This is a genomic window from Armatimonadota bacterium (assembly GCA_037138755.1).
Lineage (GTDB): Bacteria > Armatimonadota > Fimbriimonadia > Fimbriimonadales > Fimbriimonadaceae > Fimbriimonas.
The window spans coordinates 1,828,198-1,842,148 of sequence record JBAXHT010000001.1 but is presented as its reverse complement, the minus strand read 5'-3'; the positions used below and the strand labels follow the sequence as shown (position 1 = coordinate 1,842,148).

At 53.7% G+C, this 13,951-nt stretch carries 16 protein-coding genes; 9 read left to right on the top strand and 7 right to left on the bottom strand.

Going from position 1 to position 13,951, the window contains the following annotated elements:
• Positions 1-25 precede the first annotated feature (25 nt).
• The 4 genes from WCK51_08715 (at position 26) to WCK51_08700 (ending at position 3,681) form a co-directional block, all read left to right on the top strand.
• Positions 26-553 carry a hypothetical protein gene (locus WCK51_08715; GenBank protein ID MEI7576961.1) on the top strand — a complete coding sequence of 176 codons (528 nt, stop codon included), beginning with the start codon at positions 26-28 and terminating at the stop codon, positions 551-553.
• A 4-nt stretch (positions 554-557) separates the two neighbouring features.
• Positions 558-1,364, top strand: a complete 807-nt coding sequence (locus tag WCK51_08710) for an MBL fold metallo-hydrolase (GenBank protein MEI7576960.1) — start codon at positions 558-560, stop codon at positions 1,362-1,364.
• A 121-nt stretch (positions 1,365-1,485) separates the two neighbouring features.
• Entirely contained in the window at positions 1,486-2,349 is an 864-nt protein-coding gene (locus tag WCK51_08705) for a polysaccharide deacetylase family protein (protein ID MEI7576959.1), read from the top strand.
• A 15-nt stretch (positions 2,350-2,364) separates the two neighbouring features.
• The gene (locus tag WCK51_08700) at positions 2,365-3,681 is read left to right on the top strand and encodes a hemolysin family protein (GenBank protein ID MEI7576958.1); all 1,317 of its coding nucleotides are present in this window, start codon (positions 2,365-2,367) and stop codon (positions 3,679-3,681) included.
• Here the strand turns inward: WCK51_08700 and phoU are convergent.
• The 6 genes from phoU to prmC all read right to left on the bottom strand — a co-directional run bounded on the left by phoU (position 3,639) and on the right by prmC (position 9,870).
• Positions 3,639-4,316 carry a phosphate signaling complex protein PhoU gene (gene phoU, locus WCK51_08695; GenBank protein ID MEI7576957.1) on the bottom strand — a complete coding sequence of 226 codons (678 nt, stop codon included), beginning with the start codon at positions 4,314-4,316 and terminating at the stop codon, positions 3,639-3,641. The genes WCK51_08700 and phoU overlap by 43 nt on opposite strands.
• A gap of 51 nt (positions 4,317-4,367) precedes the next feature.
• Entirely contained in the window at positions 4,368-5,597 is a 1,230-nt protein-coding gene (locus WCK51_08690; GenBank protein ID MEI7576956.1) for a hypothetical protein, read from the bottom strand.
• Between the two features lie 99 nt (positions 5,598-5,696).
• Positions 5,697-6,701, bottom strand: a complete 1,005-nt coding sequence (locus tag WCK51_08685) for a PEP-CTERM sorting domain-containing protein (GenBank protein MEI7576955.1) — start codon at positions 6,699-6,701, stop codon at positions 5,697-5,699.
• Positions 6,702-6,792: 91 nt separating this feature from the next.
• A complete protein-coding gene (gene fmt, locus WCK51_08680; protein MEI7576954.1) occupies positions 6,793-7,698 on the bottom strand; it encodes a methionyl-tRNA formyltransferase in 906 nt (301 codons plus the stop codon).
• Positions 7,699-7,701: 3 nt separating this feature from the next.
• Positions 7,702-8,250: a peptide deformylase gene (gene def / locus WCK51_08675; GenBank protein MEI7576953.1), complete on the bottom strand. Its 549-nt coding sequence runs from the start codon at positions 8,248-8,250 to the stop codon at positions 7,702-7,704.
• Positions 8,251-8,352: 102 nt separating this feature from the next.
• Complete coding sequence (gene prmC / locus WCK51_08670) at positions 8,353-9,870, bottom strand: peptide chain release factor N(5)-glutamine methyltransferase (GenBank protein ID MEI7576952.1); 1,518 nt, start codon at positions 9,868-9,870, stop codon at positions 8,353-8,355.
• 48 nt (positions 9,871-9,918) lie between these two features.
• On the opposite strand from prmC, the gene WCK51_08665 reads away from it, so the two are divergent.
• The 3 genes from WCK51_08665 to WCK51_08655 are packed head-to-tail and all read left to right on the top strand — an operon-like array spanning position 9,919 to position 11,902.
• A complete protein-coding gene (locus WCK51_08665) occupies positions 9,919-10,179 on the top strand; it encodes a hypothetical protein (GenBank protein MEI7576951.1) in 261 nt (86 codons plus the stop codon).
• Entirely contained in the window at positions 10,176-11,078 is a 903-nt protein-coding gene (locus tag WCK51_08660) for an SPFH domain-containing protein (protein MEI7576950.1), read from the top strand. Before WCK51_08665 ends, WCK51_08660 begins: the two co-directional genes overlap by 4 nt.
• Complete coding sequence (locus WCK51_08655; GenBank protein ID MEI7576949.1) at positions 11,075-11,902, top strand: SPFH domain-containing protein; 828 nt, start codon at positions 11,075-11,077, stop codon at positions 11,900-11,902. The genes WCK51_08660 and WCK51_08655 overlap by 4 nt, the downstream gene beginning before the upstream one ends.
• Before the next feature lie 10 nt (positions 11,903-11,912).
• Here WCK51_08655 and WCK51_08650 read toward each other — a convergent pair whose 3' ends face one another.
• Complete coding sequence (locus tag WCK51_08650; GenBank protein ID MEI7576948.1) at positions 11,913-12,980, bottom strand: AI-2E family transporter; 1,068 nt, start codon at positions 12,978-12,980, stop codon at positions 11,913-11,915.
• 72 nt (positions 12,981-13,052) lie between these two features.
• On the opposite strand from WCK51_08650, the gene WCK51_08645 reads away from it, so the two are divergent.
• Positions 13,053-13,382 carry a hypothetical protein gene (locus WCK51_08645; protein MEI7576947.1) on the top strand — a complete coding sequence of 110 codons (330 nt, stop codon included), beginning with the start codon at positions 13,053-13,055 and terminating at the stop codon, positions 13,380-13,382.
• A 3-nt stretch (positions 13,383-13,385) separates the two neighbouring features.
• Positions 13,386-13,880, top strand: a complete 495-nt coding sequence (locus WCK51_08640; GenBank protein ID MEI7576946.1) for a YajQ family cyclic di-GMP-binding protein — start codon at positions 13,386-13,388, stop codon at positions 13,878-13,880.
• Positions 13,881-13,951 lie beyond the last annotated feature (71 nt).

Below are 13,951 nucleotides of genomic sequence, written 5' to 3'. Positions count from 1 at the left end.
GATACCAAGGGGTAACCTAGGTTCAATGCTGGAGCTTCGCCCTTATCGGGTTCTTGAGTATCACGGATCGATCGACGCTCTTCTTGAGTTGCTTCAGCCAGAGCGAGAGCCGGGGGATCGGAGCCAGTTCGTTCGGTACGCCCGGATCGCGGCGCAGATGGCAGCTTGGGATCGGGATGGGACGAATAAACGGTCTACAGCTTTGGCTTCTCCCGTTGCGGACGGGCTTGAGTACGGGGTAGCTCGGCTTTCGGAATTGACTTGCTCGGTCGAGGTTGCGCCAAGAGATCAAGAAGAGCCGCGGCGGATTTTGGAGGCAACACAGATTTACTTTTCGCCGATTGTGGTCTCAGCTGAAGGAGAGGTTCTGGACGGATTTGAGCTGTTTGCCGCGGCCCGGGCGATCCAGGAAGAGCTTGAGAGACCGGGCAAAGAGCGGGCAAGCGACTTCTGCCTCGTCGCCAAAAGCCTCAATTCGGAGGCCTTAGACACTAGTAGTTCGCATCTTGTTCCGAAAATCGGGGTTAATATGTGGAGTCTTAAGGACTTTTAGTACGATGCAGGTTCGACTCCTTGGCACTGGTGGCTCCGACGGCATCCCCGCGTTTTATGGGAACGACCGGGTGAGTGCATATGCTCGACAGCATCGCGGGAAGGAGATCCGGACTCGGGCGGCAGCGATTGTTGATGGCACCCTGAAGATTGACTTAGGGCCGGATACGCTTTGCCAGCTCAACGCTTGCGGGCTAGAGGCGCGGGATTGGACAGCGTTGTTCTTTACTCATTCAGATGGGGATCATCTTTGTTTGTCGGAGCTGCAATACGGGTTATTTCCGTTTGTTGAATGCGAAGAGCTGGAGTTCACGGTCTACGGCAATGAGACGGTCTGCGGCTTGATCAACGAGAAGTATCCGAAATGGCCTATCGATTTGGTTAGGACGTTTAAGAACGAGGTCTATCTTCACGAAGGGTATGAGGTGATTCCGGTTGAGGCAACGCACACGCCCGGAGAGGAGTGCCACAATCTGATTTTCGCCAAGAATGGAGTGTCATTCTTGTACGCAACCGATACAGGGGTGTATTCGGAATCGACGTATGGTGTTCTGGTAGCGCGGCAGTTGGACGCTTTGGTGATCGAGTGCTCTGACGGCAAGGTGAAGACACCTTACGTCGGTCACATGGATTTGGCGCAGTGCGTCGAGGTTGTCTCGCGCTTGCGCCATTCGGGTGCGCTGCGCGAGGGAGCCCAAGTGGTGACGACGCACCATACAGCGGGCGGGGATTTAACCCACGCTGAACTCGAAGAAATCCTGCGACCCTATGACATCGTTCCGGGTTTTGATGGCATGGTCATCGAAATCTGAATCTTTTCTGTCAAACCTCGCGTCCCTACCTACAGCCAACGGATTGGCGGGCGCAATAAGGGCCAGGATGGCCACTTAACTCCTTTCTTGCCAGTACACTACAGGAAGGTAGCCCAACATTATGTTCATTCCGTTCGCTCTTCTTTTTCACCCAGGGCAACCCGCAGCGCAGGGCGGAAAAGTAAAGGTTAAGCCTCCCGTAGTTGCTCCTAAGGGCAACTTGAACGGTAGGGTTTTCATCGTGATGTACCATCACATTAAGGAAGGAAACAACTTGATGTTCCGGTCTGCCTCAAAGTTCCGGGGCGACCTGGAGCGAATGTATCGGATGGGCTTTCGGCCGGTCACCGTGACCGACTACGTGAACAACCAGATGCAGGTGCCGAGTGGCAAGACTCCAGTTGTCATCACGTTTGATGATGCACACGACAACCAGTTTCACATCCTCAAGGACGGCTCAATCGACCCTGCTTGTGCGGTAGGAATCTGGAAGAAGTTCTCTGAAGAGCATCCCGATTTTCCGGTCGTGGGGACCTGGTACGTGTTGCCAAATCTTTGGGGCCAACAGAGTCTGCAGAAGAAAAAAATCCAGATGTTGCAGGGCTGGGGATCGGAGATCGGAAACCACACGATTCACCATAACGATTTGCGCAAGATGAGTGACGCGACAGTTATGTCCGAGATTGCAGGGATGAATCTTAAACTCCAGAAGCTGGGGGTTCCGGCAAACATGCCATTCTGCCCACCCTATGGTTCGTTTCCCAAAAACCGAGCTTTGCTGAAGTCATTTAAGTACAAGGGACTGACGATTCAGCATTCCTCGGCTTGTCAGGCCGGCTGGTGTCCGGCGTTTTCACCGAACGACAAAAAGAACTTTTCGAAATACTACATGCTGCGGCTCCACGGCAATGGTCGCAAGTATGGCATCGACTGGTGGCTCAACGAAGTCGAGGCCGGAAGGTGTAAAGTATATATAGCCCCCTAAGAATGGGCTATCTCGATGAGCGAAGCACCCTCTGGCCATCCGGCCGTCAACATCGGTATCAGCATTGCCCTCGTCGTGGCAAGTGCTTTGTTTGTCGGAGGCGAGTATGCGCTGGTTGCAATGCGCCGTGGGCGAATCGAGCCGCTCGCTCGCAAAGGCAATAAGTCCGCGCAACGCCTGCTTCGGATTCTAGATGACATGTCGCCGTTTATCGCGGGGACCCAGGTAGGAATCACGATTGTCGGAATCGCGATGGGAACCATCACGGAGCCTTTTGTTGCGTACCACTTGGGCCGGTTTCTGACCTTCTTAGATCCCGCGGTGGTCAGCATCGTTTCGTTCATCTCAGTCTTGTTTGCGCTCGTTGTTTTGGGTGAACTTGTCCCGAAATACATCGCACTAAAGAAGCCAGAGCAGTTTATGTTCATGGCGTACCGCGCGCTTGACTTGTTCATCGCGGTCTTCAAGCCGATCATTTGGCTTGCGACGTTCACTTCCCAGCTGATTCTGAGGCCAATGGGGATAAATGTTAAAGAGACTGGGAAGGAGACGATTGAGCGAGACGAGCTTCTAACGATTTTGCAGACGACTTCGACCGACGGAGTCTTAGAAAAGGAGCATGCGAACATGGTGACGCGAGCGCTGCGGTTGGACATGCTTGCGGCAAGGGACGTGATGGTTCACCGGCTAGATATCCAGTGGCTCGATATTGACCTTGCGGGGAGCGAATTGTTGGCGAGGATCAACAAGATTCGTCATACCCGAATCCCGGTTTGCCGGGGAGATGTCGACGATATTGTTGGCATCGTTTATCTTGTTGATGTTCTTCGATTAGTACAGACAAACGAGTTCAAACTTGATAAAATCGTTCGTCCGTTTGTAGCAATTCCGGAGAACCTGCCCATTGAACGGATCATCACCACGATGCGCGACGAGAAGACGCAGATCCTGATCGTGATGGACGAGTACGGTGGAACGAGCGGTTTGATTAGCCTGGAAGACGTCGTTGAAGAAGTCTTTGGCGAGATGGAAGACGGACCGGAGAGCGAGCGGCAACCCGTCGAAGTTCATGCTTCGGGTCGTGTCTCCGCTAAAGCTGAGCTGCGGTTGGACGAGCTGATTTCAAAGCTCGGCCTCGATCCTCAGTTGGACGAGTCGACAGAAACTCTGGCGAATATGATCGTGAATGGCCTGGAGAGGATTCCGCGACCTGGAGATACGATTGAGTCGAGCATTGGCTTGATGCGAGTTGAGAACATGGCACGGCGACGGATTACGCGGGTCGGAATTCAGCTCAAGCCTTCGCTGCTCGCCTCTGAATCTGAGGCCTGAGCTGGCGGTTCGTGAATGACTTGCATCCGCTTTGAGATAGCAACTGCGTGATCGGCAACGTGCTCCAGCGCGTGAAAAATCTCAATAGTTCGCAGCATAGCTCGTGCGTTTGCTGGATCAGCCTTGATGAGTTCCAGAACTCCGTTTCTCGCGGTGGCGTAACGGCCATCGATCTGGTCATCGTCGGCCACAATGCTCCGTGCAAGCTCAACCTCGTACTCCATGTACAACTTCAACGAACTCGTGAACTGTAACTTCGCGGCGTCACACAACTCGCGAAGAGTCCCCTTGAGTTCAGATGGGAACAGGGTGCCAAGTTTTGTCCCTCGGCGTGCCAGCTTCACGGCGTGGTCCGCCACGGATTCGATTTCGCTCACGATTCCCAAGGTCGAGACAAGGAGTTTGAGATCGCTGGCAACGGGGCCTTCCTGCGCAATAATAAGCGCAGTTTGGAGCAATAGCTCGCGCTCCAATCTGTCCATATTGTCGTCTGCCTTGACCACTTCATTCGCCAGCGATGGGTCGGCGTTGACGATAGAATCCACTGCCTTCTGAACCATGTCATTGGCAGACATACCCATCGAGACAACTTGTGTTCGAAGTCCTTGGAGCCGTTCGTTAAAGTGGGTACGCATGTCAAGCAGAGCGTCGACAGTGACGCTTTCTTAACAATAGGATACTCGAACTTACTTGTACTGAGGTGAGAACAGGGGTCGAGAGTAGTCTCCAGTAGTCCCCGTGAGGTTTCTGGCGTTCGATCCGTTGGAATCGGCGATGAAGACTGCTCGGTGGGCCCCTTCCCGCTTAATAAAAGTGATCTTTGTGCCGTCTGGGCTGTATGAAGGACTCGATACTGAACCCTGGACCAGCGGCGAACCCGCAGTGGCGCCCTGCGGCTTTAGAGGACAGGAGGCAATGCCAGCACTCGCACCGTTTCCATCGCCCGAGTAGGTCGCTGGGATGAACAGAAGCGTCGATCCGTCTGGACTGCATTTGATTTCAGTTGTGCACTGCTTGATGTCGGGTGAGAGCAGTACCGGCGCGATCATATCCCGCCCTGTTTTTGTTGGATCAATGATGAAGATGCCGTGGATAAAGCCCATCTTGACCGGCTTCCCGTCCTCACCCTCTGGCGGGCTGACTTCGATGACATTCGCGACTAAGTTTTGGGAAGCAGGATCAACGTCAATCTCAATCCTTTCAGCCGAGAAGATTTGAATTGGAGGCTTAATCTTTCCGTCCTTGCCCGGCTCGAAATCCTGGATGATCAGAGTCTCTCCACGCTCTTCGCGGCGCATCACGGCAGCTATGAATCGCTTCGATTTGAGCCAGCGGGCAACCCGAAAGCTCTTTCCGAATCGGTTATACAACAGTTCGAAAGTATTACCCGCCCCTCCGCCTTCTTCGGCTTCGACCCGTTGTTTACTTGGGGGAAGGATTTGGCTACTTTTGCCATTGACAGGGAAAAACTCTTGGACTGTTCCCCTGACCGTGACTAACCCTGCCAGGTCAGCATCAACCGCCGGCTTATCTTCAAAGACGAGATTGCTACGGCCTGCTTTGTCGATCGATCTTTGCTCGGGCTCCGCATTTCGCTGCGGATCCCAACGGAAAATATGAAACGAATCTTCTTTCCGATCACTGATGAAAAAGAGACGGTTGCCGTCTGGTCCCCATGCCAAATCTCGATCTGTTCGCCCAGCCAGGTACCCCGATGATTTCGTTACGGAGCCCTTGGGGTCGATTACGACCGCTTGGGAACCGTCCTCGTGGAGAACCATCGCACCGATCATTGTGCTTGTGTCTGAGCCTAGTTGGATGTCACCCTTCTTCCCCATCAGCCAGACGAACAGCCATCCGACCACACCAAGTGCTACAACAAAGACAAGTAAACGACGGGCGGATCGAGATCGCATATTACTTCTCAGAATTATGTCACTTCTAAGCGTCCAAGTTCCCGAAAACAACAAGGGCACCGTTTTAGCGGTGCCCTTGCAGTTTTCACGAAACTGGAGTTACTTGCTCTTTCGTCGTCGAGCGAAGGCTAGCAGACCGAGTGATAGTCCAGCAATGGACGCAGGCTCAGGGACTCCTTGAACCGTGACGCCGCTAAACGTGCTACTTGCGATTGTGTAGTCTCCGAGGTTGGTTGTGTCTCCAAAGAACGCCGTTCCGATCAGCCTGGTTTCAACAGTGAGGGCCTTGGACTGGTTGTAAATATCTGCTGGAGTCAAGGTGATTGAAGGGATACTGCTCAGTGCAAGGCTGGAGCTTGTGGAGCCGATGTTGACTCCCAGCGTCGTATTCGATACAGTTGCCGTCGATCCAACTTGGACACCATTCAAGAAGGCTCTAACTTCCAATCTAAGGTTGTCTCTGTGTTGGCTCGCAACGCTCAAGCTGTCCAGACCACGAGCGAAGTTTGCAGCAGCGTTCGAGAGATTGATCGTGGCCGTTCCCGTCGCTGGGTCTCCTGGGAAGTTAAACACCCAAAGAGTGGCACTCGACAAAACGCCTACGACCGGCGATCCCGCGGACGCGGAAGAAGTCGAAGAGAACGATCCCGTGATCAACGGAGCTTGGGCAACCGATATCAAGGTTGAAGCTGACGCGGACTGTCCAATAATGTTTCCGTGAGTCGCACTTGCGCCTAGTGTAAACGTTGCTCCTGACTGTCGGCCAAACAGACTGGTAGTCGTCACGTTGGTGTTAGATGCCGTCGAAGTAGTCGTGACGCCATTAAGCGTCGTGCTGGACGATGGAGCCGGAGGATCAATCAGGCCGAAGGGAGCAATGACCCGGTTCTGCGTAACACGAACATCGTAGCGGTTGAATCCGCTTCCTGCAGGTTGAAGTGTGTAGGTCCCGCTACCAGTTAACGTTTGCCCTGGAGTACCTGGCACCACGTTTACGCCCGCGGCGCTAACGCCACTTCCAGATGTCAAGCTCGTCGTAAACGACTGAGCATAGATTGAAGCCGATGAAGAAACTGCTAATGCCAATACGAGAATCCGATTCATGAGTAATTCCTAAAGCAATCAGTAAGATTATAAACCCGAGAACCTCAGAATGCACTCGTAAATTTGCTAAATCCGCGAGCTTAGCAAATCGTTAACACTTACCCACGGATCGCAGGTTTGCCACCCATTCGCGACCTGACATGGGTCTCTTGCCTTCGGGAAGCACCCTAACTAACTCGAAGCTGCCATTGGTTGCACCGATGACGGTTTGTTGAGCGTAAGATAGCTCTCCAACTAAGAGATCTGGTGAGTCGGTCATGAACCTGATTTCTAGGAGTTTAAGCTTCCCATAACGCGTATTGATCGCAACACCGGGATAGGGACTAAGTCCCCTGTATCGGTTGTATTCGTCGCGCGCGTCCCTTTCCAGGTTGATCTCTCGTTCCTCGTTTGAAATCTTCGCGGCGTACGTGGCCCTCTCGTGATCCTGCGGCAGGCGCGGGTAGTCGCCAGTGACGATTCTGTCGATCCAACCTTCGATCTGAGCCGCGGCGATAAGTGACAGCCGGAGATGTAGCTCACCGTAAGTTTCGTCAGGGCCGATTGGGGTGTGGATGATATCGATGATGTCACCTGTGTCCATCCCCTTATCCATCTGCATCAGGGTGACGCCGGTTTCGGTTTTGCCGTCCATGATGGCGCGCTGGATCGGGGCGGCGCCTCGGTATTCGGGAAGAATCGAGCCATGGAGGTTGATGCCTCCTCGCTTTGCCGTTTCCAGAAGCTTTGTTGAGAGGATTTGGCCGTAAGCTGCGACGACATGGACGTCGGCTTCTAACTCTTGAATCCGTTGAACGAACTCTGGGTCGCGGGCCCTTTCGGGAGTTTCGAGCGGGAGGCCGAGTTCGATTGCCTTAAGCTTGACGGGGGACGACTTGAGCTTCATCCCGCGTCCGCTTGGGCGGTCGGGTTGAGTCACGACGAGGACAACGTGTTCGGCTAGCTTTTCAAGAGCGGGAACCGCGAACTCACTCGTCCCGAAGTAGACAATTTTCAAACGTTAATCCTCGTCCCGGGAATGTAATTCAGGGTCTTCCCAGTGGAGAGTTGCAGGGTCGACTTTGTCAATGAACAGTACTCCGTCGAGGTGGTCGATCTCGTGTTGGGCGACCCGGGCGGGCATTCCTTCGAGTTCAAAAACAAGTTCCCTTCCCTTTCGGTCCATGGCTTCGACTTCGATGTAGTCGTAGCGTTTGACGTCGCCATAGAGGCCGGGAATGCTGAGGCAGCCTTCTTGGCCGATCTGCTCGCCTTCGGCTTTGATGATTTTGGGATTGATCAGGGCGGTTGGGCGGAAATCGAGCGGGGCCATGACGAACAGACGCTGGCTAATCCCAACCTGCGGGGCAGCAAGGCCGACTCCGTTAGCTTTGCGCATGATGCGCATCATTTCATCGATGAGAAAGTTTGTCTTCTTGGTGATGCCTTTCTTGTCTACGGCGACATCGGCGGCGATTTTTCGGAGGACGGGATCGGGGATTTTGACGACAGGGCGCTCTACGGTTTTGACGTAGAGGTGCTTGAACTCATCTGGAACCACGATTTCCATCAGCTTTATTTTGGCAGATAGGGCGAATATTCCGCCAAGGTGAGCTGAGAAGGTATCCCTGGTGTCTCGCCAGGATTTCCCGGCGGGACGCCGGGGGTACTTTCAGGGAGCTACCCATTTCCAGCCGGGTAGACCAGCTTTCCGAGGGTTCTGCTGGATGTACTCAATCACCCTGCGATAAGCTGGTTCGGTACGGATGATGTGGTCGTAGTATTCAGGCATCCAACGCGCGCCACTTCGACTTAAGTGCTTGTTTATGGCGTGTGATGAGAATGATTTGAGGCTGTGCAAGATTGCGGGAAGCTCGTGAGGCTGGAGCGGCTCGATGAGAAGATGTACATGATTTGGCATGACGCACCACGCATGGAGTTCATAGCGTTCCCCTTGGAAGTGGCGGATCGCCTCAGCAACGAGGTCGGCAATATTGGGTTGTTTCATGAGACATTCCCCGGCACCGCTGTCGAGGTAGTCCTCTATTCGTTCGGAGTAGAGGTAGTCAAGTGCACGTTTGGAGTCGGGGGAGAGTTTTTTGATCCTCGATAGTCGCTCTCGTTCCTCAAGCATTTCTTGGAGCACCTTCTTGGGGAGGCTGTCGGCGAGTCGGAACGTGACGTGGTAGATGGCAGAATCTTGGGTCCAGTGGGGGAGGCGATCTCCCTCTTTCTTTGTGATGAATCCTTGTCCGGGGTGGAAGTCAGATTCTCCACTTGCCGGGCCGTCGGATTTCCCGGCGAGACGCCGGGGGTACCTTGCGACGGCCCGGTCGTTGCCGCTGAGGTCCTTTAGGATTTGGCCGTTGAACAACTCGGCGACGGCTTTGCCCTGGGTTTGACCTATTTCAAGGATGATTGTTCCCTCCTCAGTTAGATAATCGCGGTAGGTGGCGGCTAGCTGTTGGTAGATTTTGAGGCCCTGGTTGTCGGCGAAGAGGGCGGTGGGGGGTTCGTGGTTCTTGATCTCATCCGGGAGGGGTTCTTCGACTCCGATGTAGGGGGGGTTGGAGAGGATTAGGTCGAACTTTTCGCCCTCGAGTCCGGAGAAGAGGTCGGAGTGGCGGAAGGTGATCTCGGCACCGAGGGTTTCGGCGTTTTCGCGGGCGACTTGGAGAGCGGCTCCGCTGATGTCGACGGCCCAGACATCCCATTCAGGGCGTTCGAGTTTTAGGGTGATCGCGATGCAGCCGGAGCCGGTGCCGATGTCGAGGACTCTAGTGGGAGAGTTGGAAGTTGGAGGTTGGGAGTTGGAAGAATGTTGGGTGACGCCTCCCTTCGGTCGCGGGGCAGACGGGGGCGTCCGCGTTCCAGGGGAGAGCTGCAGGGCTTCTTCAATTAGTAGCTCAGTTTCTTGGCGAGGGATGAGCACAGAAGGGGTGACTCGGAATTTTCGGCCGTAGAACTCGCGGTAGCCAAGGATATAGGCGAGAGGCTCTTGGGCCTCTCTTCTTTGAAGCAGCGTTTCGCCGGCCAGTTCGTTGAATTCTGCTTCTGGATGGGTGAGGATGTAAGTGCGGTCGACGAGCAGCACATGGGCGGCTAGTAGCTGGGCTTCGAGGCGAGGCGAGGCGATTCCAGCTTGTTCGAGCCGTTGGGTTGCCGCAGGAATCCAATCGCCAAGGGTCATGCGCCACTATTGTACGCATCCTCCGACCCCGCAGAACCGTATTGTTTTATGTCAGTGGGAATCATTCTTGAAACGATTCTAGGAATCTTGCTCCTCGTGGGCATCGCGGCGGCGGTTATTGCAATTGCTTTCAAAGAGCAATGGAGTCGCCTCCTCAAATACTTAAAGCTGTGGCAGGCCGACGATGCACGTCGCGAAGCCATTCAGCAGCGTCTCGATAAGGAGATGCGCGAACGCCTGGCCAACGAAGAGCTTCAGGCATCTCTTGCCCGCGAAAAAGCCGAGGCAGAGATCGAAAAAAATCTATGAGATTAAAACGACCATCATTCAAGGGCGTTCTGCGAGGAGTGATCCTCGCCATCGTTCTTCCACTCTTTGCCTTGATCATCTATTTGTGGCGAACCGACTGGGTTCCGGCTGGGTACGTAGGGGTCATCTATGATGCCAACAGCGGACTGCAGAAGGATTACTACAAACCTGGCGCCGTTTGGATCGGTTGGCGACAGCAGATGTATGTTTATCCGACTCGCCTGCAGGCAGCCATCTATACCGAGGACCCCACTGCGGGTGAGTCAAAGACGGCCGACGGAATCATGATCACGACGAACGATAACGCCAATACGATGTTCGATGTAGCGGTGATGTACCGGGTTGACGCCGAGAACGTCGTGAATGTCTTCAACTCATTCGGCGCCGTGCCGATCGAAGAGATTCAGCGGACATTCATTCGACGAGCCGTTAAGGAAGTTGCGAACGAGGTTGGGACCCAATACGACCTTTTTGCCTTGATGGGCGTCAAGCGACAAGAGGCCTCGGCCAAGATCGGTGAGAACCTACGAAAGAAACTGATTGCAAAGGGGATTACGGTGGAAAATGCCTTTCTCGGCGGTTGCTACCCTTCACAAGACATTCAACAAAAGATTACGAGCCGGGTGAACAGTTATGTCGAGTTGGAGATTTCGAGGTTGAAGCGGCAGATCGCGGAGATCGAAAGTCAGGTGGCAGTTGTGAAGGGCGGTGCTAGTGCGAAAGCGAGCGAGCTCACAGCGACCCAGGCAGTCGGCCGTTCGGTTGAGATTTTGAAGCTAGAAGCTGCAGAGGCAGCCCTGGAAAAGTGGGATGGAAACCTGCCACCTTTCAACACAAAACCCGGGCAAACGGTGGTGATTACCCAAGACATGATGCGAGCACTCGGAGGTGCAAAATGAAGAAACTCTTACCTCTAATTCTCTTGGTTGGTGCGACTCAATGGGGCTGTATGAAGCAGATTCCGCCGGCGTCGGTGGGTGTTCGATTCAATGCCCGCACCGGAATCAGTGAGCACTTGGTAAAGCCGCAAGTCGTCTGGCTCGGTTTTGCCGAAAAACTGATCGTCTATCCCACTTCAATTCGCAACGCGACGTACACGAAGAATTCTTCCGAGGGCGAAAGGCAGGGCGACGATAGCATCAAAGCCAGCACTAGCGAGGGAAGTATCTTGCCGGTGGATATTACGGTGTCCTACCACGTCGAGTCTTCCAATGTTTTGAAGGCATTCCAGAATTTTGGAACGGAGGATCTTGAGCAAGTTCAGCGAGACTTCATTCGTTGGACAACGATCTATGGCCTAAACGTGGTGGCAGGAAAGAAGTCGATTTTTGACCTGACATCGAAGGACCGAGCCGCGCTTTCAACCCAGGTGAAAGACGTCATCAAACCAATTCTGGAGGGCTGGGGACTCACCGTTGACGACATCTACGTCGGTGAAGTCTATCCAAACGAGCAAGTTCGGGCAAAAGTTGACGAGCGGATCGCGAATGTTAATGCTTTGGAACTCGCTAAAGTCTCGCTCGAGCGAGCAAGAATCGATGCAGATACAACTTTGACCAATGCGAAGAAGCAGGCCGAACTGAACCGCTTACTTGCACTGCAGGGTGATAAGGTGATCGAACTCAAACGGCTCGAAGTGCTCAAGAAGGCAATCGAGAAGTGGAACGGAAAGACCCCGATCATTGGGTCCGGGACGATTCCGTTTACCAACTTGAGCTTGTAGCCGTCAGCTGTCAGCTGTCGCTTGGTTGGGGCTCGGGCTGTTCCAGTTCCACTACATTTTCTGGCGTTGGATTCAGTTTCTGGTCGATGTATTTGTACAACTCGGCCAGAACCGCCATGCTGACGGGCCCCAGGATAAGACCGACGCTTCCCATAACCGCAACGCCGCCCAGCACGGAGATGAAGATCACGAGCGGATGTTGATTGCCAATCAAGAACGACTTCAAAACATTGTCGATCTGGCTAATAACAAGTACGCCGACGCCTAAGACGGTGAGGGCGCTCTTCACGTCCCCCTGAGCCAGAAACAGGAGTCCAACTGGAACGTAGAGAACTGGCGCTCCAAGAATAGGGATCAGGCACATCAAGACCGCAACCACGCCAAGAAGGATCGAATTCGGGACACCCAGGAAAGCGAAAGTGATACCCATGAGAAAACCCTGAATCATGGCAACGAGCACCGAACCGCGGAAGACCGCGTGAGTGGTGTGCTCAACAGTGCTAAGAATCTTCTCGCCCCACTCACGCTCAAGGCCACAGTAGCGCAAGAACGGTTCCCGAAGGCTCTTTCCGTCCTTGAGAAAAAAGAACATGGACAGGATCAGAACAACAGCCATGAACAGGCTGTTGCCAATGCTCTTGGCAAACTTGGTGGCAGGTGCGCGCAGATTCTGAGTGATTTCCGCCCCATTTTCCTCCCACCAGGTGCGGAGGTGGAAGTCGTGCATACCCACTTTTTCAAGGATCGGATTAAGAGCCTTGTCAATTCGATCCGCCGTCTCCCAGCCGGTCGTACCCTCCATTGCATTCAGTGCCGGTGAAATCTGCCGAACTGCCAGGGAGACAATCAGAAGAAGAGGTAGGCAAATGAGGAGCGATGCGACAATTGTCGAGAGTCCAGATGCCACTGACGGTGACCAACGCTTCGCCCAAATTCGATGCATCGGAAGCATTAAAATGGCGAGGACTGCCGCCCAGAGCATCGGGGCGAGGAACGGTACCGCCATGGCTACGGCGAGCCAGAGGAGTCCTAGGATGCCGGCAGCGAGGATGACTCTTGGTAAAGTTTGCACCTTCATGAACTTTAGCGTTACTCTACTCGGAAGGTGCGGCTCGGGTTGCGGGCTTGCCGGGTATCCTGTTGGTTAATAATGAAGTTCAATGAAGGCGATCGCGTGCGAGTCAAGAGCCGCGAAGTGACGGAGCAAGATCGGTCTACTAATCGATACTTTGAGCACATGGGCGGGCTCACTGGCACCATCCAGAACGTTTATGAGGCTTCAGAGTACGCCGTCCGCGTTGACGAGTCTTCCCTTTCCAAGCCTTCGAAGGCGATCCACAAAGAAGCGACTGTTCGGATGCGAGCTAAGTTGCTCGATGGACTTTCTGAAATTCAAAAGAAGGAACTGACGAAAGAAGAGTTGGATTTTGACGTTCACTTTATGTTGCTGATCCACGGCGACGACATGGAGAAGGCTTAAGACATGGCGGCAGCAGAATATTCGTTCGATATCGTCTCCAAGGTCAACGAGATGGAAGTAAAGAACGCCATCGACCAAGCGGACAAAGAGCTGATGAACCGCTACGACTTCAAGGGTTCCAAAGCTGAGATCATTCACAACAAAGAGGGTATCAAGCTGATCGCCGACGATGAGTTCCGGATGGATCAACTGAAAGACATCGTTTTCAGCAAGATGCTCAAGCGAGGAATCGATGCACGTTCCCTAGAATGGGGCAAGCTAGAACAGACTGGCGCCATGAGCGTCTTCTGCAAACTTGAACTGAAGTCGGGGATTGCTCAGGACAAGGCAAAGCCGCTGATCAAGCAGATCAAGGACAAGGCGCTGAAGGTCAACGCTCAGATTCAGGGCGACGAAATTCGGGTTTCAGGGAAATCGAAAGATGACCTTCAGAAGGCGATGGCTTTCGTGAAAGGTCTCGATCTGGACTTTCCAGTTGACTTTGTCAATTTCCGATAAGGGCAGTCTTCGTTGTAGTCCGAGAAATTCGTGGATCTACGACGCATCGCAGTTGCTCCACCAACTCCCCA

Excerpts from the sequence above, each read along its gene's own strand:
- WCK51_08715 (MEI7576961.1), top strand. The coding sequence starts at position 26 with ATGCTGGAGCTTCGCCCTTATCGGGTTCTTGAGTATCACGGATCGATC.
- WCK51_08700 (MEI7576958.1), top strand. The coding sequence starts at position 2,365 with ATGAGCGAAGCACCCTCTGGCCATCCGGCCGTCAACATCGGTATCAGC.
- WCK51_08660 (MEI7576950.1), top strand. The coding sequence starts at position 10,176 with ATGAGATTAAAACGACCATCATTCAAGGGCGTTCTGCGAGGAGTGATC.
- def (MEI7576953.1), bottom strand. The coding sequence starts at position 8,250 with ATGGAAATCGTGGTTCCAGATGAGTTCAAGCACCTCTACGTCAAAACC.
- WCK51_08650 (MEI7576948.1), bottom strand. The coding sequence starts at position 12,980 with ATGAAGGTGCAAACTTTACCAAGAGTCATCCTCGCTGCCGGCATCCTA.
- WCK51_08645 (MEI7576947.1), top strand. The coding sequence starts at position 13,053 with ATGAAGTTCAATGAAGGCGATCGCGTGCGAGTCAAGAGCCGCGAAGTG.
- WCK51_08685 (MEI7576955.1), bottom strand. The coding sequence starts at position 6,701 with ATGAATCGGATTCTCGTATTGGCATTAGCAGTTTCTTCATCGGCTTCA.
- WCK51_08640 (MEI7576946.1), top strand. The coding sequence starts at position 13,386 with ATGGCGGCAGCAGAATATTCGTTCGATATCGTCTCCAAGGTCAACGAG.
- WCK51_08710 (MEI7576960.1), top strand. The coding sequence starts at position 558 with ATGCAGGTTCGACTCCTTGGCACTGGTGGCTCCGACGGCATCCCCGCG.
- phoU (MEI7576957.1), bottom strand. The coding sequence starts at position 4,316 with ATGCGTACCCACTTTAACGAACGGCTCCAAGGACTTCGAACACAAGTT.
- WCK51_08705 (MEI7576959.1), top strand. The coding sequence starts at position 1,486 with ATGTTCATTCCGTTCGCTCTTCTTTTTCACCCAGGGCAACCCGCAGCG.
- WCK51_08690 (MEI7576956.1), bottom strand. The coding sequence starts at position 5,597 with ATGCGATCTCGATCCGCCCGTCGTTTACTTGTCTTTGTTGTAGCACTT.
- WCK51_08665 (MEI7576951.1), top strand. The coding sequence starts at position 9,919 with ATGTCAGTGGGAATCATTCTTGAAACGATTCTAGGAATCTTGCTCCTC.
- WCK51_08655 (MEI7576949.1), top strand. The coding sequence starts at position 11,075 with ATGAAGAAACTCTTACCTCTAATTCTCTTGGTTGGTGCGACTCAATGG.
- prmC (MEI7576952.1), bottom strand. The coding sequence starts at position 9,870 with ATGACCCTTGGCGATTGGATTCCTGCGGCAACCCAACGGCTCGAACAA.